Genomic DNA, 21,679 nt, shown 5'->3' with positions numbered 1-21,679 from the left:
CTTGGAAAATACATTCTTTGTTATAATTTGTTGTAGAGGTGAAGGACATGTCAAACAAACTTGAAACAGGTATTCAATATATGCAAGAAGGAAACTGGGAAGAAGCAGCTAAAAATTTTACAGAAGCAATCGAAGAAAATCCGAAAGATGCGCTTGGATACATTAATTTTGCAAATTTATTAGACGTATTAGGTGATAGCGAGCGAGCGATTTTATTTTATAAACGCGCACTAGAGTTAGATGATAAATCTGCAGCTGCCTATTATGGTTTAGGAAATGTATATTATGGCCAAGAGCAATTTACTGAGGCGAAAGCTGTATTTGAACAAGCAATGCAAGCTGGATTACAATCAGCTGATGTAACATTTATGTTAGGTATCACACATGTACAGCTTGGAAATGATCGTCTTGCACTACCATTCTTACAAAGAGCAACAGAATTAGATGAAAACGATGTAGAAGCTGTATTCCAGTGCGGACTTTGCTTCGCGCGATTAGAACATGTTCAAGAGGCGAAACCTTATTTTGAAAAGGTATTAGAAATGGATGAAGAGCATGCAGATGCGTATTACAATTTAGGTGTTGCGTACGTATTTGAGGAAAATAATGAGAAGGCTCTCGCTTTATTTAAGAAAGCAACTGAAATTCAGCCAGATCACTTTTTAGCGGGTAATGGCGTTCGTTTATTAGAGCAAGAAGCTGAATAAGATAAAAATATAGTTTAATGGGTAGTTATCCCTCATCTAAAAAGGTGGGGGATGTACTGCTCATTAAAGTGAAAATATCGGAAAGGAGAGGAAAGATGGGAAATCAACATGCAATGGATTTGTTTGAGGAAGAGAAAAAGTTTATAAAAGCGCAAGTTCTTCATACCATTTTCCACAACGAAGAAAACCTCTATTCCGTTGTCAGTATGAAAGTCATTGAAACGAATGAAACGTATGACGAAAAGAAAGTAATGATAAACGGTCATTTTCCCCGCATGCATGAAGATGAAGTGTTTACATTGACTGGTCATTTTAAGGACCATCCAAAGTATGGAAAACAATATATGGTTGAAACATTTAAAAAAGAATTGCCGCAAACAAAAGCAGGTATGGTGCAATATTTAGCGAGTGATTTATTTAAAGGGATAGGAAAGCGTACAGCTGAAAAAATTGTGGACCATCTCGGAGAACATGCTATTTCTAAAATTATGGATGACCCTGAGGCATTAAATGGTGTTGTTAATAAACAAAAGGCTCAGGAAATATATGAGACAATTGTTGAACATCAAGGATTAGAGAAAGTAATGAGCTTTTTAAATGGCTACGGTTTTGGAACGAAACTTTCTATTAAGATTTACCAGCAATATAAAGAGATGACATTAGAAGTGATTCGTAATAATCCGTATCAACTTATTGAAGAAGTGGACGGGATTGGTTTTGGAAGAGCGGATGATATAGGGCGTGCGTTAGGGATATCGGGTAATCATGACGACCGTGTACGAGCGGGATGTTTTTACACATTAGAGAATGTCTCATTACAACTTGGTCATGTTTATATGAGGAAAGATCAACTTGTAAGAGAAACGATGTCACTTTTAAACAATCAAGAAGGAAGAGTGACTGAGGAAGATATTATAGGTTGTATTGAAACGATGCAAAGTGAAGGGAAAGTCATCATAGAAGAAGAACGAGTGTATTTAGCGACGTTATTCTACTCTGAAAAAGGTGTTGTAAAGTCTATTCGCAGGCTTATGAATCAAGAAGAAACACCTTCATTTCCAGAAGCGGAAGTGTTAAAAACGTTAGGTGAAATTGAAGAACAACTGAACGTACAATATGCACCGTTTCAGCAAGAAGCAATTCAAACGGCACTTCATAAACCGATGATGTTATTGACAGGTGGACCAGGAACAGGGAAAACAACAGTTATTAAAGGGATTGTTGAAATGTATGCGTCACTTCACGGATTATCGTTAAATCCGAATGAATACAGTGATGATAATCCATTTCCAATACTATTAACAGCTCCAACAGGAAGAGCAGCGAAGCGGATGAGTGAATCGACAGGACTTCCAGCTTGCACAATTCACCGTTTACTTGGTTGGACGCCAGAAGGATCTTTCCAGCGTAATGAAACGGATCCTGTCCAAGGTAAGCTCCTTATTATCGATGAGTTCTCAATGGTTGATATTTGGCTTGCAAATCAGCTATTTAAGTCGTTGCCGACGAATATTCAAGTTATCGTTGTAGGTGATGAAGATCAGTTGCCATCTGTAGGACCTGGACAAGTATTAAAAGATTTATTAAATGCAGGCGCAGTTCCGACAGTGAAGCTTACTGAAATTTATCGTCAAGCGGAAGGCTCATCAGTCATTCAACTTGCCCATGCGATAAAAAATGGAACTCTACCACCAGATTTAGCGCAAAACAAAAAAGATCGTTCGTTTATCAGCTGTACAGGGGCTCAAATTGTTGAGGTTGTGAAAAAAGTTTGCGAAAATGCTAAAACAAAAGGCTTTAGTGCAAGGGATGTTCAAGTATTAGCACCGATGTACCGCGGGCCTGCTGGTATTAATGTATTAAACGAAGCGCTGCAACAAGTATTTAATCCGAAGAGGGAAAAGAGTAAAGAAATTGCTTACGGTGATGTTGTGTACCGAAGAGGCGATAAAGTACTGCAACTCGTGAATCAGCCGGAGAGCCAAGTGTTTAATGGTGATATTGGGGAAATTGTTTCGGTGTTTTATGCTAAAGAGAACGTTGAGCAACAAGATATGATTATCGTTTCATTTGATGGAATTGAGGTAACGTATACGAAGCCCGATTTAAATCAAATTACGCATGCATATTGTTGTTCCATTCATAAATCACAAGGTAGTGAATTTCCGATTGTTATTATGCCAATCGTGAAAAGTTACAACCGTATGTTACGTCGTAATTTAATTTACACGGGTATTACAAGAAGTAAGAAGTTCCTTATTATTTGCGGGGAGGAAGCAGCTTTCCAATCTGGTGTAAATCGCCTTGATGATGCAATGCGTCAAACAACTTTAGCTAGTCGCTTGCAAGAATCACAAGGAGAAGTACAGATGGTCACAGTTAATGGCGAGGAAATGGACGTGGAAAACATTTCACCGTATGATTTCATGTAACAAGGTGAAATTATATAGTGAAACTTTCAAACGCATAGCGTTGAAAGGCTCCAGTAATGTATAAATGAATGCAGTTTGGACATAATGGCGAATAGAATCTGGGAGACTGTAAGGAGATGAAAGCCATATGTTCATTTGTCCAAATTGCAAAGGGAAAGACATTGGAAAAATAGGTGTCAACCAATTTTATTGCTGGAATTGTTATATCGAATTATCGGTTTCAAAGGGGAAAATCCATACACATCAAGTTGAGGAAGATGGTTCATTAAGCTCTCTTGATGATTTATTTGATGAGAATGAAAGAACGATCGGATAACGAAAAGGGGGATTTACTTTGAATCTACGCAATTCATTAATCGCATTAGGTGTTGGAGCTGCAGCATATCAATATGCTCGTAAACAAGATGTATTTTCAAAACGCAATATGAAAAAAGCACGTAAGATGATTAAGTCTTACTTATAATCATTTCGATAAATTGAAAAACTCCCTTGTAGACAAGGGAGTTTTTTTATGCACCCATATGCAAATAAAAAAGTCCGATCTCTGAGAAAAGATAAGATAGACCGTAGCAGCCAACGCCAAGTATTCCATACTGCCATAATTGCTTCGCTTTTTCTTTACGTGAGGAATGAATAAAGAACCCCTTCCAAATACCGAACCCGATACAAATCCATTCAAGAATCATAAAAAGTGCTGATAATCCAAGCATAAATAAAACCATAATTAGCCCTCCTGATTATATTAATTCATGCTGTATTCTCAGGGGTGGTTGTCCTTGTTATGTTATTTATATGTACGTCTTTAAAAAACAGTATGGTCCGTATGAAAAGATTTTAAAAGTTTCGCACATAACCTACCCCATTTATTTTCAAAATAAAGGTGGAGGAGGTTTTTCATGTGAAGAATCTTAAAATCATTTGGATATATCGTTTAGGATTATTGTTACTTGTTTTTCTTTGTCTGCTCGTCTTTTTAAAAATTAAGCCGCTATGGGCACCGATTATTTTTGTATTTAAAGTAGCAATCACGCCGTTTCTTATCGCGTGTTTTATTGCGTATTTATTGCACCCTTTAATTGAAAAAATTCATAAGGAAGGGATGCCTCGTACACTTGCCATTTTGCTCATTTATATCCTTTTCTTTGGCGGAATTGGTTATGGGATTTATAAAGGAACACCAGTCGTTATTAAACAGTTACAAGAGATTAATGAACAATTTCCCCAGTTTACAAAGATGTACGATTCGTGGATGGATGGCGTTACAGAACAAACTGCGAATTTCCCTTCGTTCATTCATGAAAAGGTGAAACAACTTTTTGTGGGTGTGGAAACGAAGATTCAAGCGCTTTTAAATAAAGTGATGAGTACAGCTCGTGGTGTACTCGATTCATTGCTCATTATTTTCTTAATACCGTTCATTGTATTTTACATATTAAAAGATTATGGTGAGTTTTATCATATCTTTTGGAAACTAGTCCCAAGTAAATGGCGAGGTACGGGGCAAATGCTTGCGAAAGAAATTGATAAGTCACTTGGAAGCTATATTCGAGGACAGTTATTTGTTTGTTTAGTATTAGGGGGAGTATCAGCTCTTTCTTTTTGGTTTATCGGTATGAAATATCCATTATTGCTTGGCATTATTATTGGGGTAACGGATATAATCCCATACTTCGGTCCTATTTTAGGAGCGATCCCGACGTTAATGATTGCAGCAACAGTATCAACGAGTTTACTTATTAAGGCGGGGATCACGATTGCGATTTTGCAATTTGTGGAGAGTAACATTTTATCGCCTTACATCGTTGGTAAGTCACTTCGTATGCATCCCGTTATTATTATGCTTGCCTTACTAGTTGGGGGAGAGGTAGCTGGGATTGTAGGATTGCTAATATCGGTTCCGATTTTAGCAGTTATTCGCACTGTCATTGTTCATGTGAGACCGCTCTTGAAAAAAGAAGATGTGTAAGTATAGAAGCCCTCTATGTAAGAAATAGAGGGCTAATCATATATTTATTTAGAAAGTTGCTCGTGTATTTTTTGAACGAGGGAGCTCACATCATTTGTTTGAATATGTTTTATTTTTTTCCATTCGTTATCATACATAAATATAATTTGATTGTTGAAAAGACGCTTTTGTTCTTTTAGATTAGAAATTTTTGCGAAAGAGTACTCTTCAAATATTGGATTCTTACTTACATCTGGCCCATAAAAGAATAGTCTTTTGTTCGTTAAAATTAGCAATCCTGGCCTTGCGACGGAACGATAAATAAATATGTCTAATGAACATGCTGCGTAAAATAATATCGTTTCGTCAGTCGCTAATATGTTTTTAGCTTTGCTAAGTAAGGTTGTCATTGTGATCGCTCCTTTATTTTATTAACAATAATTTAATTATAGCAAAAAAAGTAATATTTAGAAATTTTTATAAATCATTCTTGTAAGGAGATTCCGATTTGTTAATAAACGCATAATATATGAAAAGGCTGTTAAGAATGAATAGTAGAATACCTATGATTAATAAGCAATTAATACAATATAAATGATTATCTACATTGACAAACTTAAGAGAATTCTATTATATTTAGTCATATAATACATTAAATCAATGACGGAACAAGTACGTTACAGTCCATTTATAGAGAGAAGCTTCCATATGGCTGAAAGAAGCTTTAGATGAAGGGTAACAGAAAGCTAATCCTGAGAGCAGCTAATCACTGCCGTCTTGCCACGTTACGGCACCATGAGGTGATGAATTGATTGTTATTGTAATCAATTCATAATTAGGGTGGTATCGCGAGTTAACTCTCGTCCCTTTTATAGGGACGGGAGTTTTTTATATTTAAGGAGGAAAATACAATGAAACAACTAACAGGCGCACAAATTCGTCAAATGTTTTTAGACTTTTTCCAAGAAAAAGGACATGCAGTAGAACCTAGTGCATCACTAGTTCCACATGAAGATCCATCTCTTTTATGGATTAATAGTGGTGTAGCTACATTAAAAAAATATTTTGATGGACGTGTAATCCCACAAAATCCACGTATTACAAATGCTCAAAAATCAATTCGTACAAACGATATTGAAAACGTAGGGAAAACAGCTCGTCACCATACATTCTTTGAAATGTTAGGAAACTTCTCAATTGGTGATTACTTCAAAGAAGAAGCAATTACATGGGCTTGGGAATTCTTAACGAGCGACAAATGGATCGGATTCGATAAAGAATTACTATCAGTTACAATCCATCCAGAAGATGAAGAAGCATTCACAATTTGGAATGAGAAAATGGGCGTTCCCAAAGAGCGTATTATTCGCTTAGAAGAAAACTTCTGGGATATCGGTGAAGGACCAAGTGGACCGAATACAGAGATTTTCTATGACCGCGGAGAAGCTTACGGTAATGACTTTAGTGACCCAGAATTATATCCAGGCGGAGAAAACGAGCGTTACTTAGAAGTATGGAACCTTGTATTCTCTCAATTTAACCATAATCCAGACGGTTCATATACACCACTTCCTAAGAAAAACATTGATACAGGGATGGGGCTAGAGCGTATGACATCTATCGTTCAAGATGTGCCTACGAACTTTGATACAGACCTATTCATGCCGATGATTGGTGCAACAGAAACAATTTCTGGTGAAAAATATCGTAATGGCGATTTAGAAAAAGATATGGCATTCAAAGTAATTGCTGACCATATCCGTACAGTAACATTCGCTGTTGGTGACGGTGCTCTTCCATCTAACGAAGGCCGTGGTTATGTATTACGTCGTTTATTACGCCGCGCTGTTCGTTATTCGAAGAAATTAAACATCAATCGTCCATTTATGTTTGAATTAGTACCGGTTGTTGGAGAAGTAATGAAAGACTTCTATCCAGAAGTACTTGAAAAGAAAGATTTCATTGCGAAAGTTGTGAAGAACGAAGAAGAGCGTTTCCATGAAACACTTCATGATGGTGAAGCGATTTTAGCTGAAGTAATTGCAAAAGCAAAAGAAGAAAAAACAACTGTTATTTCTGGAGTAGATGCGTTCCGTCTGTATGACACATACGGTTTCCCAATTGAATTAACAGAAGAATATGCAGAAGAAGCTGGCATGACAGTTGATCATGAAGGCTTTGAAAATGAAATGGAAAAACAACGTGAGCGTGCACGTGCTGCTCGTCAAGACGTTGATTCTATGCAAGTTCAAGGTGGTGTCCTTGGAGAAATTAAAGTAGCGAGCGAATTCGTTGGTTACGGTACAGTTGCAACAGAAAGTAACGTTGTTGCACTTGTGAAAAACGGCGAATACACAGACAGCTTACAAGCTGGTGAAGAAGGACAGTTAATTCTTGATGTAACACCATTCTATGCTGAGAGCGGTGGACAAATTGCAGACCGTGGTTACCTTCTTGCAGATGGTGTGAAAGTTCTTGTAAAAGACGTACAAAAAGCACCAAACGGCCAAAACTTGCATAAAGTTGTTGTTGAAGAAGGTACATTAACGAAAGATGCGGCTGTAAAAGCTATTATCGATACGAAAAACCGTAGTAGCGTTGTAAAAAATCATACAGCAACTCACTTACTACACCAAGCATTAAAAGACGTACTTGGAACACACGTTAACCAAGCAGGTTCTCTTGTAACTTCTGAACGTCTACGTTTTGACTTCTCTCACTTCGGTCAAGTACAAGCTGACGAATTAGAAAAAATTGAGCGTATGGTAAACGAAAAAATTTGGGAAAGTATTGATGTTGAGATTTCTCAAAAAGCAATCGAAGAAGCGAAAGAAATGGGCGCAATGGCATTATTCGGTGAAAAATACGGAGATGTTGTACGCGTTGTACAAGTTGGCGATTACAGCTTAGAGCTTTGTGGTGGTTGTCACGTTGATAATACAGCTTCTATCGGTATTTTCAAAATCGTTGCTGAGTCTGGTATTGGTGCAGGAACTCGTCGTATTGAAGCAGTAACTGGTAAGTCTGCATACGAATTAATGAACGATCAAGTAGGTTTATTAAAAGAAGCAGCAGGAAAAATGAAAACAAATCCGAAAGATATTTTAACAAGAGTTGATGGTCTATTTGCTGAAGTGAAACAACTGCAAAAAGAAAATGAATCTCTTGCTGCGAAATTAAGCAATATCGAAGCTGGAAACTTAACTGATTCTGTAATGACAGTTGATGGTGTGAATGTATTAGCAGCGAAAGTAAATGTTGCAGATATGAACAACTTACGTACGATGATGGATGATCTGAAAAATAAATTAGAGTCAGCAGTTGTTGTATTAGCGTCTGTTAATGACGATAAAGTAAACATCCTAGCAGGTGTAACGAAAGACTTAATTAGCCAAGGTTACCATGCTGGTAAACTTGTGAAAGAAGTAGCTTCTCGTTGCGGCGGTGGCGGTGGTGGCCGTCCTGATATGGCACAAGCAGGCGGTAAAAACCCAGCTCAAGTCGAAGAAGCTTTAGCATTTGTACAAGAGTACGTTAAATCTGTTTCAAAATAAAGAGATAGTAGTGTACAATGGTAGGGAGAGGAGAAGTTCTTCTCCCTATACTTACTATATAAGTGAGGTGCTTGAAATGGACGGTTTTGATAAAACAATGAAGTTTAGCATTCAAGATGAAAAACAGAGTGTCCATGTAAATGATGTACTTTTAACTGTGTATGATGCACTTCAAGAAAAAGGCTATAATCCGATTAACCAAATCGTCGGTTATTTATTAAGTGGAGACCCAGCATACATACCTCGCCATAAAGATGCACGTAGCATCATTCGCAAGCTTGAACGTGATGAGTTAATTGAAGAGCTTGTGAAGTCTTACTTGAAACATCATCGTGAGGAGTAGTTTATGCGGATATTAGGTTTAGATGTAGGTACAAAAACAGTCGGAGTTGCAATTAGCGACGAAATGGGCTGGACAGCACAAGGATTAGAAACAATTAAGATTAACGAAGAACGAGGTCACTTTGGTTTTGATCGTATTTCTGAGTTAGTAAAGCAGTACAATGTGGACAAAATAGTAGTAGGTTTACCTAAAAATATGAATGGTACAATTGGCCCACGTGGCGAAGCGTGCCAACAATTTGCAGAAAACCTACGAGAGCTGTTACAATTAGACGTTGTAATGTGGGACGAGCGTTTGTCAACAATGGCAGCGGAACGTCTACTCATTTCAGCTGATGTAAGTCGTAAGAAGCGAAAACAAGTAATCGATAAGATGGCTGCAGTCGTAATCTTACAAGGATTTTTAGATAGAAAATAAGAGGTGACCAAAATGGAAGAACGTCAAATTACAATTGTAGACGAAAAAGGTAACGAACATTTATGTGAAATTATTTTCACTTTTGATGCTGACAAATTTGGTAAAAAATCATACGTAATCTTCTCTCCAATCGGTGAAGTAGATGAAGATGGAGACCCAATTTATGATGCAATGGCTTATGAGCAAAATGAAGAAGAGGGCGGAGTTTTACTTCCAATCGAATCAGAAGAAGAGTGGGAAATGGTACAAGAAACGTTTAACACTATTGCTGATGAGCAAGAAGCTGAATAATAAGTACTGAAAAGATGGACGACATACAGTCCATCTTTTTTTGTATTTATATGTAAAATGAAAGATTTTTTGTCGAAACTGTGTAAGTCTTTGTAGTATAATGAGACGGATTGTAGAAAAATAAAGTGTCAATTAAAAAAGATAAGTGAATTTGTTGCGTTTTTACATCGTGCTGTATAGAAAGGTGTACATACGGTCTACAATTAAGTAAGGAGGAAATGTTTTGATAGAGAATCAAGTGAAAAAGAAGCGTAGACGCATCTTTTTATTTTCGATTATTGCACTGCTTTTAGTTTGTGGTTCAGTCTATGCGTATATTTCATCCGCATTAGGACCAGTTGATAGCGGGAATAAAAAAGAGATTGAAGTAGAAATTCCGAAAGGATCATCTACAAGTAAAATTGGAGAAATTTTAGAAGAAAAAGGCGCTGTAAAAAACGGTACAGTTTTTAGTTTTTATACAAAGGCTAAATCGAAAAGTTTACAAGCAGGTACATATTTATTAAATCCTTCAATGAATGCTGAAGATGTGATCGAACAAATGTCATCTGGCAACGTGCATCGTCCAGCTCTTTATAAAGTGACGATTAAAGAAGGGGCGCAAGTAACTGAAATTGCAGAAACGATTGCGACAGAACTAAAGTGGAATAAAGATGATGTTACGCGTCAATTAAACGATAAAGCATTTATTCAAAAAATGCAGCAAAAGTATCCGAAGTTATTAACGGATAAAATCTTTGATAGTAATATTAAATACCCATTAGAAGGTTATTTATATCCTGCAACGTATTCGTTTTATAAGAAAGATACGACGTTAGAAGAAATTGTAATTCCAATGCTTGAGAAAACAAATGCAATCATTGTTCAAAATGAGGCGAAAATGAAAGCGAAGAATTGGGATGTTCATCAGCTTTTAACATTATCTTCACTTATTGAAGAAGAGGCAACTGGTTTTACAGATCGTCAAAAGATCTCTAGTGTCTTTTATAATCGTTTAGCAAAAGGTATGCCGCTTCAAACGGATCCAACGGTATTATATGCACTTGGAAAGCATAAACAACGTGTATTATACGAAGATTTAAAGGTCAACTCACCGTATAATACGTATGTTGTAAAAGGATTGCCGGTAGGGCCGATCGCAAACTCTGGTAAACATTCAGTGGAAGCTGCGTTAGAACCTGCGCAAACAGATTATTATTATTTCTTAGCTGCACCAAGTGGTGAAGTGTATTATGCGAAAACATTAGAAGAGCATAATGCATTAAAGCAAAAATACATTACGAAAAAACAGTGAAATGGGGAGGGATAGCGAAAAAAGTCGCACATCCCTCTTTTTTGTGGTAAAATATATCGGGTTAAAAACTGGCAGAAGAATCGTTTTTAATATCAAAACGGGACGTACAAGCTAAGGGTAAAGCTGGCTTGTATTTTTATTGCATTCTATGTGTGAAAAGACGTCATAGAGGCACTTCTCCATGTAAATAAGGAGGACCATTTATGGAGGATGCAGTTAACGAGTACCTATTATCATTTATTGATCCGAAAGATAAATTAATTCTTGAAATGGAAGAATATGCAACAGAAAATCATGTGCCGATTATGGATCGACTTGGAATGGAATTTATGCTGCAATTTTTACGTTTAATTGGACCGAAAAGCATTTTAGAACTTGGAACAGCAATCGGTTATTCTAGTATTCGTATGATGCAAGCTATTCCAAATTCACGTATTGTGACAGTTGAGCGCAATCGTGAGAGATATGAAAAAGCACTTGAATATATAGAACGTTCCCCAGTAACAGATCGTATTTCAGTTATTTACGGTGATGCGTTAGAGACAGGTGAACAAGTAAAAGAACACGGGACATTTGACGTTATTTTTATTGATGCAGCAAAAGGACAGTATCGTCGTTTTTTTGACTTATATGAACCGTTATTAAATCCTGGTGGCGTAATTATTTCAGATAATGTTATGTACCACGGTCTTGTAACGACAAAAGAGAAAATTGAAAACAGACGTACACGTGGTTTAATCCGTCGTATTAAGACGTACAATGAGTGGCTTATGAACCATGAAGGATATGATACAACGATTTTCCCAATTGGTGATGGAGTAGCTGTTAGTAAAAAGAGAGGGTGACCAAGGTATGAAGAAACCTGAATTGTTAGTAACGCCAAGAGCGGTGGCGGATATCGAACAACTTGCGAAAGCAGGAGCAGATGCGGTAATGATCGGTGAGCAAAAGTTTGGTTTACGTTTAGCAGGAGAGTTTTCACGTGAAGATGTAAAACAAGCTGTGAAGATTGCACATGAAAATGGTGTGAAGGTATACGTAGCCATGAACGCTATGTTCCACAACGATAAAGTAGAAGAATTAACAGATTACGTTTCATTTTTAAACGAAGTAAATGTAGATGCAATTGTTTTCGGAGATCCAGCGGTATTAATGGCTGTTCGCGAAGTAGCACCAAATATGCAGTTGCACTGGAATACAGAAACGACAGCAACAAACTGGTTCACTTGTAACTACTGGGGACAAAGAGGAGCGAAGCGCGCTGTATTAGCTCGTGAGCTGAGCTTAGATGAAATTGTTGATTTAAAAGAAAATGCTGAAGTGGAACTAGAAGTACAAATTCACGGTATGACTTGTATGTTCCAATCGAAGCGTTCATTAGTAGGAAACTACTTTGAGTATCAAGGACGTAATCTTGACATTGAAAAGAAAAAATATGAAGAGAATATGTTCTTATATGACCCAGAGCGTAACAATAAATATCCAATTTATGAAGATGAAAATGGTACTCACATTATGAGTCCCAACGATATTTGTTTCATCGATGAATTAGAGGAACTAATCGAAGCTGAAGTTGATAGCTTAAAAATCGACGGTGTACTAAAAAGCTCTGAATACATTATTGAAGTAACGAAGAAATATCGTCAAGCGATTGATTTATGCGTAGAAGATCGTGATGCATATTATGACGTGAAAGATGATCTATATAAAGAAATAGAAGAAATGCAACCAGTAAATCGTCCGTTAGATACAGGATTCTTCTTTAAAGAAACGGTTTACTAAACGAGGAGGGTGTAGGAAATGACTGTACAAGAAATTTCACGAGTGATCGATGGCAAACGTGTTATTGTGAAGAAACCTGAACTGTTAATCCCTGCGGGTAACTTAGAAAAATTAAAAGTAGCTATCCATTACGGGGCAGATGCTGTATATTTAGGTGGACAAGAATTTGGTCTTCGTTCGAATGCAGGTAACTTTACGCTAGAAGAAATGGCAGAAGGCGTTGAGTTTGCAAAGAAGTATGGAGCAAAAATATACGTAACAACAAATATCTTTGCGCATAATGAAAATATGGACGGGCTAGAGGAATATTTAAAAGGGATTGAAAAAGCTGGCGTAACGGGAATTATCGTTGCTGATCCGCTTATCATTGAGACTTGTAAACGCGTAGCGCCTTCTGTTGAGGTGCATTTAAGCACACAGCAATCACTATCCAACTGGAAAGCAGCACAGTATTGGAAAGAAGAAGGTTTACATCGTCTTGTATTAGCTCGTGAAGCAAGCTATGAAGAAATGAAAGAAATTAAAGAAAAAGTGGATATTGAAATTGAAGCATTCGTACATGGTGCAATGTGTATCGCATATTCAGGAAGATGCACATTAAGTAACCATATGACAGCGCGTGATTCTAATCGTGGTGGTTGTTGCCAATCTTGCCGCTGGGATTATGATTTAGTTCAAACAGTATCACAACATAAAGATGCAAAAGAGCTTCCTCTATTCCAAGAAGGAGATGCTCACTTTGCGATGAGTCCAAAAGATTTAAATTTAATTTTATCCATTCCGAAAATGATTGAAATCGGAATCGATAGCTTAAAGGTAGAAGGACGTATGAAATCAATCCATTACGTAGCGACTGTAGCAACTGTATATCGTAAAGTAATTGATGCTTATTGTGCGGATCCAGATAACTTTGAGTTTAAACAAGAATGGTTAGATGAGCTTGATAAATGTGCAAATCGTGATACAGCTCCTGCATTCTTTGAAGGGGTTCCAGGACATCAAGAGCAAATGTTTGGAAATCATAGTAAGAAAACAACGTATGATTTTGCTGGTTTAGTGTTAGATTATAATGAAGAAACGGGCATCGTAACGATTGAGCAACGTAATCATTTCAAACCAGGACATGAAGTGGAGTTCTTTGGACCAGAAATAGAAAACTTTACGCAAACGGTGGAGAAAATTTGGGATGAGGATGGAAACGAATTAGATGCAGCGAGACATCCGTTGCAAATCGTGAAATTCAAAGTGGATCAACGAGTGTATGTGAATAATATGATGCGCAAAAGCATACTTCAATAAGAAAGAGTGATAGTCGAATGGGGACGAATAAGCCTGTTGTAATTGGAATTGCTGGTGGTTCGGGATCAGGTAAAACGAGTGTAACGAAAGCGATTTTTGACCATTTTAAAGGTCATTCTATTTTAATCTTAGAGCAAGATTATTATTACAAAGATCAAAGCCATTTACCAATGGAAGAGCGTTTAAAAACAAATTATGATCATCCGCTTGCGTTTGATAATGATCTGTTAATTGAACATTTGCAGCAGTTGCTTGCATATGAGCAAATTGATAAGCCTGTATATGACTATACATTGCATACGCGTTCAGAAGAAATTATTCCAGTTGAGCCGAAAGATGTAATTATTTTAGAAGGAATTCTTATTTTAGAAGACCCACGTCTTTGCGAGTTAATGGACATTAAATTATTCGTTGATACGGATGCTGACCTTCGTATTCTGCGCCGCATGCAGCGTGATATTAAAGAGCGCGGTCGTACGATGGATTCAGTTATTGATCAGTACGTAAATGTTGTACGTCCAATGCACAATCAATTTATTGAGCCTTCTAAGAAATTTGCGGATATTATTATCCCTGAAGGTGGACAAAACCACGTTGCAATTGATATTATGGTGACAAAAATTGCAACAATTCTTGAACAAAAAGTAAATTTGTAATAGCATAGTAAAAGATATACGGTAGGAAGGGATTTTTTCCCTTCCTATCGAATACAATGAAACATGCAACCTCATCTATATATAGGTGAGGGCATATTTATATCAACTTTCCATACATATCTTCTTTATATAAAGAAGAATTGGAAATACGGGGTTGTATGTGACAACTCCGCTAGTGCAAGGGTACTAGAAACCTCCGCTAACAATGGAAGCGGAGGAGTTTTCATATGGAACTCCTCTTTTTTTCGGGGGATTGGTATATAAAAGGAGTGGAAAATATGTCAACAGAAAAAACATACCCTATGACGCAAGAGGGTAAGCAAAAACTAGAGAACGAACTTGAGCAATTAAAAACAGTAAGACGTAAAGAAGTAGTAGAACGTATTAAAATCGCACGTAGCTTCGGGGACCTTTCTGAGAACTCTGAGTACGATGCAGCGAAAGATGAGCAAGCGTTCGTAGAAGGACGTATTACACAATTAGAAAATATGATTCGTAATGCAGTTATCATTAAAGATACTGGCGAAGTATCAACTGTTGTTACATTAGGTAAAACAGTAACATTTAAAGAATTACCAAACGGAGATGAAGAAGCGTACACAATCGTAGGTAGCGCGGAAGCTGATCCATTCGAAGGAAGAATTTCTAACGATTCTCCAATCGCAAAAAGCTTATTAGGTAAGCAAATTGGTGAGAAAGTAACAATCCAAACACCAGGTGGAGAAATGCAAGTAGAGATTGTCTCTGTAAAATAAAAAAAAGATTCTCCTATCGGGAGAATCTTTTTTTTCTGTAGAATGAAAAAAATTGTGTAAACCTTAGAGTGATTCGACAAAAAATGTCAAAAAAACACTTTAAGCTTTGATATCATAATTAGAGACCATAGGTTTTAAAAGGGAAAAGGGGCTAATTATGAAACATAAAATCTTTACAGGATTGGTTTGTAGTATCTCCATATTAGGACTTGCTGCATGCGGAACGAATGAAGAAACTACATCATCAAAGGGAGAAAAAGTAAAGCAAGAAGAAAAAAAGGATATTAAAGCAACTGAGAGTTCAAAAGCCTTAGAAAATCCACAAGATAAAAAGGAATTTAATGATTTTGATGTAGCGTATCAATTAGCAATTGTCATGAAAATATTTCAAGATGTAACGATTAAGTATGATTACGCAATTGGGAATCCAGATTATTTATTGCGAGATTCGATGGATCAAAAAACAATAGATGATATGAAGAATATGTTACAAGAACAGGCGAAGAATAATGATAAAATTTTAAAAGATGAAGTGAATCAAGCATATACATATTTAAAACAATCGAAAGTAAGTAATAAAGATGATATTCAAAAAATAATAGATGCACAAAATAATTATTTACATATTGTAGATAAGATGATTACTTGTATTGATTCTGTAACAGTTGAGAATGCAAAAGAAAAAAGAAATGAAATGGATAATCTTAGTAAGGATTATTTAAAAATAGCGGCTAATGTAACAACTACTGTAATTGAAGTTGCTAAAAACACTGGAGTGAATGAAACTGAATTTAAATCGCTTCTTACGAAATTTTTAGAGAAGCCAAAAAAACAATAATAGCTTTATATAATATCTATTTTTGTTTTGGAGCTTGTATAAATAAAATAGTACCTCGTCTAAACTACAATAGACGAGGTGTTTTTTTATGAAAATAAAACGGAGAATTACAATTGTTTTAATTTGTTTTATGAGCGTTATGTTTGTATTGCTTTGTCGTTTAATCCAAATTCAAATTATAGATACAGAATCATTTACTGATCGCAAAATAAATTTAATTGAAAAAAGTGTTACGCAACGTACACAATCCATTACAGTAGACGATGGACGTGGGCAGTTTATAGATCGTAATGGTAAAGAAATAGGTGAGGAAAAATATCCTGTTTTAATTATTTTTCCATTTTTACAAATAAAAAATGACATGTTAGAGAAAATCGCGCATATCATTGGTGTGTCGAGACAAGAGATTAGAAGACAAATGAAAAATAACAAAAATGCATTTACCCTACAAGGAGAAACTGCTCCATTTCGAGTGACACGAGAGCAGATGGAGAAGGTAAATGAATTACATGTATTAGGTATTGTAGCAGCTGAAGTGCGATTAAAACAAACTGGAGAAATCAGTCATTTAATTGGTGATGTAGGGGAGAACGAAAGGGAGTTTCAAAAGCGATATGGAGAATTGAAAAAAATTTCAAAACAAACGCCGATAGGTATTTCAGGATTACAGCAATCATTTGATGAATTTCTATTGACTGATGGAGAGGCAAAAGTATTATATCAAGTAGATCGGCAAGGAGAACCAATTTTCGGAAAGCAAGCGAAATACACTTCACCAGGAAATCCGTTTTATCCAGTTAGGGTTCAAACTACTTTACATAAAGAGTTGCAGCAAAAAGCAGAAGAAGTGATTGAAGCAAACGAAATAAAGAAGGGGGGATTAGTATTACTTGATGTAAAGACAAATGAAATATTAGCGATGGTTAGTAAGCCGTCTTTACAAGTAAGGGATGAGAATTTATATAAAACTACACTTGAAAATCAAATGTTAACGCCACATTTTCCAGGCTCTGTTTTTAAAACAGTAGTTGCAGCTGCAGTCATTGATCAAAAAGTAAATTTGTTTAATCGGACATTTAACTGTAATAAAGATTTATATGGTGAAAACGACCCGCAAGTTAGGATGGGTACGCTTAACTTTAAAGAGAGCTTTGCTAGGAGCTGTAACAGGACATTTTCCGAGTTAGGTAACGAGCTATTACAAAAGGATAGGACGGTGTTAGAAACATACGTAGCAGCTCTAGGAGCAAATGAAAAGGTTGGATGGAAAGGTTCTGTATTTCATACACCTCATTTTGAGCAAATGTCAGAAGAGAAAGGCACTACTATTTGGGGAAATGAAGAAAATAAAAGTAATAAAAAAGCGGTAGAACAAACAGCGATTGGACAGAAAGATGTACGTATATCACCTCTAGCAATTGCCAATATGATGGCGACGATTGCGAGGAATGGAGAAAAGATGGAAGTGAAAGCTGTTGAAAAAATAGTATATAAAAATGGAGCGGATTTTTTTACATTTGAGAGCCATACGTTAAATGGAAAACAGCTTTCGTATGAAACAGTGAAAACATTACAAGAGTTATTAAGAGGCGTTGTAACAAGGGAGAAAGGAACAGGAACGGCATTCCGTTCGTTGCCACTAAGTGTCGCTGGAAAATCCGGGACAGCGCAAACGGGGAAAGGGACGAGGGTGAATCGCTGGTTTGCAGGTTATTTTCCGTATGAGAATCCAAGATATGCTTTAGTTGTTGTTGATCTAGAGACTGATAGCAAAGTGAATAAAGTTACACCTATTTTTAAAGATATGGTGGGAGCAATCTATCAATTGGAGAATGAAAAGTAATCTTGCAATTTATAGTGAAATGTCTTCATTTCATGAAAATATCATTGTAAATGTTCAACCTTTCTAGATTTAATGTTACAATAGCAATTAGGAAAAACTGCATGGAGGTTTGGAGAATGGCAGGAGGATCAAGATTCCAACAGAAACAACAAAAACGTCGTCAAAACGGTGTTTTAAATATTGCAATCGCTATTGTATTACTATTAGTAGCTATTGTAGCATATCAATTGTTCGTTCCTAGTACGAAAGAGCAAGCATCTTCTACTGATAAGAAAGTCTCTCAACAAACAACAAAGAATGAGAAAGCTGGAAAATCAGAAGATAAAGAATCTGCTAAGAAAAAAGAAAAAGAACAAGAGCAAGCAGAAGCTAAGAAAAAAGCTGAAGAAGAGAAGCTAAAGGCTGAAGAAGAACAGAAAAAAGCTGAAGAAGAAGCGAAAGCTAACGAGAAAGTATCAGCTGAAAAAACTGTATCTAAGGCAAAAGAGGCTTACACAAAACCTTCTTGGAAAGCTGTAGGAACAGAACAAGGTTCATCACCGGCGATGACGTTTAAACAAGGGTCATCAGATTGGAATGAGATGCAAAGTGCAATTGCTGCAGGTGTTGAGATACCGAAAGAGCAATTAGTATTCCATTTTGTTGGAAGAGACAAAACTGGAAAGAGCAAAGCTTATGGTGATGTTCAAGATAAGCAAAGTGGGAAAAGATATTACGTAAATATTGATTGGGTAGACAATGAGGGCTGGAAACCAGTACTTGTTCAAACTCTAAACTAAAAAAGAGAAGCTCCTTAGGAGCTTCTCTTTTTTGTTAACGCAATTTCTTTAATTTAAAATGAACAACCGCGCTATAATACGGTCTTTTGCTTTCAGGATCCATAACCATTTGATGAGAGATGTGATGAACTTCAAGCATAAGTGCTTTATTATTATCAATTTGTTCACTAATTTTTCGTTCTAAAGAAGCTAAGTCTCCCGCTTCAAAAAACTCTACTTTATCTTCTAACATTTCAAAGGTAAATGACATGAAGACGGCCCCTCTCCTATGTAATCAACTATAGTGTAACAAAGAAAAGAAGGAAATACCATGTACATTTCAATTGACATTTTTAGAAAGAGGGAATATCATACTGATAAAACCGATAAGAAAAAGGGGGATTTTTATGGGTACAGAATTTAATGGTTTATTTGATGAGTGGGCTCATACGTACGACTCATTTGTACAAGGCGAAGATATACAATATAAAGAAGTTTTCGCCCATTATGAGGACATTCTAGAGGATGTAGTTAACAAGTCATTTGGTAATGTATTAGAATTTGGTGTCGGTACAGGTAATTTAACAAATAAATTATTACTTGCTGGCCGCACAGTTTACGGTATAGAACCGTCGCGTGAAATGCGCATGATTGCAAAAGAGAAATTGCCAAAAGAATTTTCAATTACAGAGGGTGATTTTCTTTCGTTTGAAGTTCCAAATTCAATTGATACCATTGTAAGCACCTATGCATTTCATCATTTAACAGATGATGAAAAAAATGTAGCAATTGCGAAGTATAGTCAATTGCTAAACAAAGGTGGTAAAATAGTGTTTGCTGATACGATATTTGCAGATCAAGATGCATATGATAAAACTGTTGAAACAGCAAAAGAAAGAGGTTTCCACCAGTTAGCAAACGATTTGCAAACGGAATACTATACACGTATTCCAGTTATGCAGACTATTTTTGAAAACAATGGCTTCCATGTAACGTTCACGAGATTAAATCATTTCGTTTGGGTAATGGAGGCAACTAAGCAATAGAAAGAGGGATTAGATTGAGAATTGCTGTAATTGGAGCAATGGAAGAAGAAGTACGTATTTTACGTGACAAATTAGAACAAGCAGAGACAGAAACGGTTGCAGGTTGTGAATTTACGAAAGGGCTATTAGCAGGGCATGAAGTAATCTTGTTAAAGTCTGGTATTGGTAAAGTAAACGCAGCGATGTCAACGACAATTTTATTAGAAAAATATAAGCCTGAAAAAGTAATTAATACTGGCTCAGCTGGTGGATTCCATCATTCTCTAAACGTTGGTGATGTAGTTATTTCCACTGAAGTTCGTCACCATGACGTAGATGTAACAGCATTTAACTATGAATATGGTCAAGTACCAGGAATGCCGCCTGGATTTAAAGCTGATGAGGCGTTAGTTGCATTAGCTGAGAAATGTATGCAGGCTGAAGAAAATATTCAAGTTGTAAAAGGTATGATTGCAACAGGTGATTCATTTATGAGTGATCCGAACCGTGTTGCAGCAATTCGTGATAAATTTGAAAATCTTTATGCGGTAGAAATGGAAGCGGCAGCTGTTGCACAAGTATGCCACCAATATGAAATTCCGTTTGTTATCATTCGCGCACTTTCTGATATTGCTGGTAAAGAATCAAATGTTTCATTTGATCAGTTTTTAGATCAAGCAGCTCTTCATTCTACAAACTTTATCGTAAAAGTGTTAGAAGAGTTAAAGTAATGTAACAAAAAGGCAACTGTCTCATATAAAGAAAATACATACAGTTGCCTTTTCTTTATTGGCAAACAAGGGGGAGAACACGATGAATGTATATCGTGGAGTTCATGAGTTAATTGGTCATACACCAATTGTAGAAATTACTCGTTTTTCACTTCCGAAAGGGGTCCGTTTATTTGCAAAGCTTGAATTTTATAACCCAGGCGGAAGCGTTAAGGATCGTTTAGGAAGAGAATTAATCGAAGATGCGCTAGAAAAAGGGCTTGTTACCCAGGGTGGAACAATTATTGAACCGACTGCTGGGAATACTGGTATTGGACTGGCACTTGCAGCATTAGAGCATGATTTACGTGTTATTGTTTGTGTACCAGAGAAATTTAGTATTGAAAAACAAGAATTAATGAAAGCACTAGGTGCAACGGTAGTGCATACACCGACTGAGCAAGGAATGACCGGTGCAATTGCTAAAGCAAAAGAGTTAGTAAATGAAATACCGAATTCATACTCTCCAAGTCAGTTCGCAAATGAGGCAAATCCTCGTGCATATTTTAAAACATTAGGACCTGAACTGTGGGACGCATTGAATGGAGAGATTAACATATTTGTTGCTGGAGCAGGAACTGGCGGTACATTTATGGGGACTGCATCTTATTTGAAAGAAAAAAATATAGGTATTAAAACAGTTATCGTAGAGCCAGAAGGATCTATTTTAAATGGTGGTAAGGCTGGTTCACATGAGACCGAAGGAATTGGACTGGAATTTATCCCGCCATTTTTGAAGACATCTTATTTTGATGAAATTCATACGATTTCTGATCGAAATGCATTTTTACGAGTGAAAGAATTAGCGCAAAAAGAAGGACTTCTCGTTGGGAGCTCTTCAGGAGCAGCATTTCATGCGAGCTTACTTGAGGCAGAGAAGGCAGCACCAGGTACAAATATTGTAACCATTTTTCCTGATAGCAGTGAGCGCTATTTAAGTAAAGACATATACAAAGGATGGGAATAAAAA

General features: G+C 36.5%; 24 protein-coding genes and 1 other annotated feature. Of the genes, 21 read left to right on the top strand and 3 right to left on the bottom strand.

Features of this window, described 5'->3' with window-relative positions; all coding sequences use genetic code 11:
- The first annotated feature begins 47 nt into the window (after positions 1-47).
- From V6946_RS23370 to V6946_RS23355, 4 genes are all read left to right on the top strand, one after another.
- Positions 48-707, top strand: a complete 660-nt coding sequence (locus V6946_RS23370) for a tetratricopeptide repeat protein (protein WP_000066409.1) — start codon at positions 48-50, stop codon at positions 705-707.
- 95 nt (positions 708-802) lie between these two features.
- The gene (locus V6946_RS23365; protein ID WP_000528082.1) at positions 803-3,139 is read left to right on the top strand and encodes an ATP-dependent RecD-like DNA helicase; all 2,337 of its coding nucleotides are present in this window, start codon (positions 803-805) and stop codon (positions 3,137-3,139) included.
- Positions 3,140-3,266: 127 nt separating this feature from the next.
- A complete protein-coding gene (locus tag V6946_RS23360) occupies positions 3,267-3,455 on the top strand; it encodes a hypothetical protein (RefSeq protein WP_000469281.1) in 189 nt (62 codons plus the stop codon).
- 18 nt (positions 3,456-3,473) lie between these two features.
- On the top strand, positions 3,474-3,602 hold the full coding sequence (locus V6946_RS23355; RefSeq protein ID WP_001053553.1) for a YrzQ family protein: 129 nt from the start codon (positions 3,474-3,476) through the stop codon (positions 3,600-3,602).
- Positions 3,603-3,648: 46 nt separating this feature from the next.
- On the opposite strand, the gene V6946_RS23350 is transcribed toward V6946_RS23355, so the two are convergent.
- On the bottom strand, positions 3,649-3,861 hold the full coding sequence (locus V6946_RS23350; protein WP_000242535.1) for a hypothetical protein: 213 nt from the start codon (positions 3,859-3,861) through the stop codon (positions 3,649-3,651).
- A 176-nt stretch (positions 3,862-4,037) separates the two neighbouring features.
- On the opposite strand from V6946_RS23350, the gene V6946_RS23345 reads away from it, so the two are divergent.
- Positions 4,038-5,105: an AI-2E family transporter gene (locus V6946_RS23345; RefSeq protein WP_000793128.1), complete on the top strand. Its 1,068-nt coding sequence runs from the start codon at positions 4,038-4,040 to the stop codon at positions 5,103-5,105.
- Positions 5,106-5,149: 44 nt separating this feature from the next.
- On the opposite strand, the gene V6946_RS23340 is transcribed toward V6946_RS23345, so the two are convergent.
- Positions 5,150-5,494, bottom strand: a complete 345-nt coding sequence (locus V6946_RS23340) for a PH domain-containing protein (protein ID WP_000209578.1) — start codon at positions 5,492-5,494, stop codon at positions 5,150-5,152.
- Positions 5,495-5,735: 241 nt separating this feature from the next.
- Positions 5,736-5,955: a binding site (T-box leader), on the top strand.
- Between the two features lie 40 nt (positions 5,956-5,995).
- On the opposite strand from V6946_RS23340, the gene alaS reads away from it, so the two are divergent.
- The 13 genes from alaS (at position 5,996) to V6946_RS23275 (ending at position 18,935) form a co-directional block, all read left to right on the top strand.
- Positions 5,996-8,638 carry an alanine--tRNA ligase gene (gene alaS / locus V6946_RS23335; RefSeq protein ID WP_000811825.1) on the top strand — a complete coding sequence of 881 codons (2,643 nt, stop codon included), beginning with the start codon at positions 5,996-5,998 and terminating at the stop codon, positions 8,636-8,638.
- 76 nt (positions 8,639-8,714) lie between these two features.
- Positions 8,715-8,981, top strand: a complete 267-nt coding sequence (locus V6946_RS23330; RefSeq protein ID WP_000348590.1) for an IreB family regulatory phosphoprotein — start codon at positions 8,715-8,717, stop codon at positions 8,979-8,981.
- 3 nt (positions 8,982-8,984) lie between these two features.
- On the top strand, positions 8,985-9,398 hold the full coding sequence (gene ruvX / locus V6946_RS23325) for a Holliday junction resolvase RuvX (protein ID WP_001221192.1): 414 nt from the start codon (positions 8,985-8,987) through the stop codon (positions 9,396-9,398).
- A gap of 12 nt (positions 9,399-9,410) precedes the next feature.
- Entirely contained in the window at positions 9,411-9,689 is a 279-nt protein-coding gene (locus V6946_RS23320) for a DUF1292 domain-containing protein (RefSeq protein ID WP_000392730.1), read from the top strand.
- Positions 9,690-9,912: 223 nt separating this feature from the next.
- Positions 9,913-10,983, top strand: coding sequence for an endolytic transglycosylase MltG (gene mltG / locus V6946_RS23315; RefSeq protein WP_000572138.1), 1,071 nt, complete (start codon positions 9,913-9,915; stop codon positions 10,981-10,983).
- A gap of 203 nt (positions 10,984-11,186) precedes the next feature.
- Positions 11,187-11,828 carry an O-methyltransferase gene (locus V6946_RS23310; RefSeq protein ID WP_000389102.1) on the top strand — a complete coding sequence of 214 codons (642 nt, stop codon included), beginning with the start codon at positions 11,187-11,189 and terminating at the stop codon, positions 11,826-11,828.
- Between the two features lie 7 nt (positions 11,829-11,835).
- Positions 11,836-12,765: a peptidase U32 family protein gene (locus tag V6946_RS23305; protein WP_000742806.1), complete on the top strand. Its 930-nt coding sequence runs from the start codon at positions 11,836-11,838 to the stop codon at positions 12,763-12,765.
- Positions 12,766-12,783: 18 nt separating this feature from the next.
- Entirely contained in the window at positions 12,784-14,064 is a 1,281-nt protein-coding gene (locus V6946_RS23300) for a U32 family peptidase (RefSeq protein WP_000217974.1), read from the top strand.
- A 17-nt stretch (positions 14,065-14,081) separates the two neighbouring features.
- The gene (udk, locus tag V6946_RS23295) at positions 14,082-14,720 is read left to right on the top strand and encodes a uridine kinase (RefSeq protein ID WP_000537078.1); all 639 of its coding nucleotides are present in this window, start codon (positions 14,082-14,084) and stop codon (positions 14,718-14,720) included.
- A 278-nt stretch (positions 14,721-14,998) separates the two neighbouring features.
- Positions 14,999-15,475 (top strand): transcription elongation factor GreA, encoded by a 477-nt coding sequence (gene greA / locus V6946_RS23290; protein ID WP_000102591.1) that lies wholly within the window; start codon positions 14,999-15,001, stop codon positions 15,473-15,475.
- A gap of 157 nt (positions 15,476-15,632) precedes the next feature.
- Positions 15,633-16,313, top strand: a complete 681-nt coding sequence (locus V6946_RS23285; RefSeq protein ID WP_006926755.1) for a hypothetical protein — start codon at positions 15,633-15,635, stop codon at positions 16,311-16,313.
- Between the two features lie 88 nt (positions 16,314-16,401).
- A complete protein-coding gene (locus tag V6946_RS23280) occupies positions 16,402-18,156 on the top strand; it encodes a penicillin-binding protein 2 (protein ID WP_000695153.1) in 1,755 nt (584 codons plus the stop codon).
- 116 nt (positions 18,157-18,272) lie between these two features.
- Complete coding sequence (locus V6946_RS23275) at positions 18,273-18,935, top strand: YrrS family protein (RefSeq protein WP_000897098.1); 663 nt, start codon at positions 18,273-18,275, stop codon at positions 18,933-18,935.
- 34 nt (positions 18,936-18,969) lie between these two features.
- Here V6946_RS23275 and V6946_RS23270 read toward each other — a convergent pair whose 3' ends face one another.
- Positions 18,970-19,185, bottom strand: coding sequence for a YrzA family protein (locus tag V6946_RS23270; RefSeq protein ID WP_000010984.1), 216 nt, complete (start codon positions 19,183-19,185; stop codon positions 18,970-18,972).
- 136 nt (positions 19,186-19,321) lie between these two features.
- Here V6946_RS23270 and V6946_RS23265 point away from each other — a divergent pair, with 136 nt between their 5' ends.
- The 3 genes from V6946_RS23265 to V6946_RS23255 all read left to right on the top strand — a co-directional run bounded on the left by V6946_RS23265 (position 19,322) and on the right by V6946_RS23255 (position 21,676).
- Positions 19,322-19,960: a class I SAM-dependent methyltransferase gene (locus tag V6946_RS23265; protein WP_000536320.1), complete on the top strand. Its 639-nt coding sequence runs from the start codon at positions 19,322-19,324 to the stop codon at positions 19,958-19,960.
- A gap of 14 nt (positions 19,961-19,974) precedes the next feature.
- Positions 19,975-20,670: a 5'-methylthioadenosine/S-adenosylhomocysteine nucleosidase gene (gene mtnN / locus V6946_RS23260; RefSeq protein WP_001217024.1), complete on the top strand. Its 696-nt coding sequence runs from the start codon at positions 19,975-19,977 to the stop codon at positions 20,668-20,670.
- Positions 20,671-20,752: 82 nt separating this feature from the next.
- On the top strand, positions 20,753-21,676 hold the full coding sequence (locus tag V6946_RS23255; RefSeq protein WP_001103878.1) for an O-acetylserine dependent cystathionine beta-synthase: 924 nt from the start codon (positions 20,753-20,755) through the stop codon (positions 21,674-21,676).
- Positions 21,677-21,679: the final 3 nt, after the last annotated feature.

Source organism: Bacillus sp. PPSBB_2, from assembly GCF_045291115.1.
GTDB lineage: Bacteria > Bacillota > Bacilli > Bacillales > Bacillaceae_G > Bacillus_A > Bacillus_A cereus.
The sequence above is the reverse complement of the archived record's forward strand: the minus strand, read 5'-3'. Positions and strand labels throughout refer to the sequence as shown.